Annotated in this window: 1 protein-coding gene; it reads left to right on the forward strand. The window is 51.0% G+C overall.

Annotated features, from left to right (window positions below; translation table 11 throughout):
* Positions 1 to 185 (forward strand): hypothetical protein (locus B3H65_RS03745; RefSeq protein ID WP_286684184.1); only part of this gene is annotated, 185 nt, incomplete at its 5' end.
* Positions 186 to 243 lie beyond the last annotated feature (58 nt).

The raw sequence follows: 243 nt of genomic DNA on the forward strand, positions 1-243 counted from the left end.
CGGTTGCGGCTAAGCAACAAAATTTATTATATCCATGGCCGGGGGAGGCGCAAGGGGGAATTTCAAAAAAGTTTGGAACGTGCTTTCTGCCACCTTTTGCCGGCTCTAATAGCGGGGTCGATCGAAGTGAAGGGCGCTCCAGCTTCAGGTCGCCAACATTCGCCGTCGATAAGATCATTCAATAATAAAAAACCCCGCTCCAAGGAACGGGGTGAAAGATCTGGCTCCTCGAGTAGGACTCGA

It is taken from the genome of Collinsella sp. UBA1693 (assembly GCF_002320115.1).
GTDB classification, from domain to species: domain Bacteria; phylum Actinomycetota; class Coriobacteriia; order Coriobacteriales; family Coriobacteriaceae; genus Collinsella; species Collinsella tanakaei.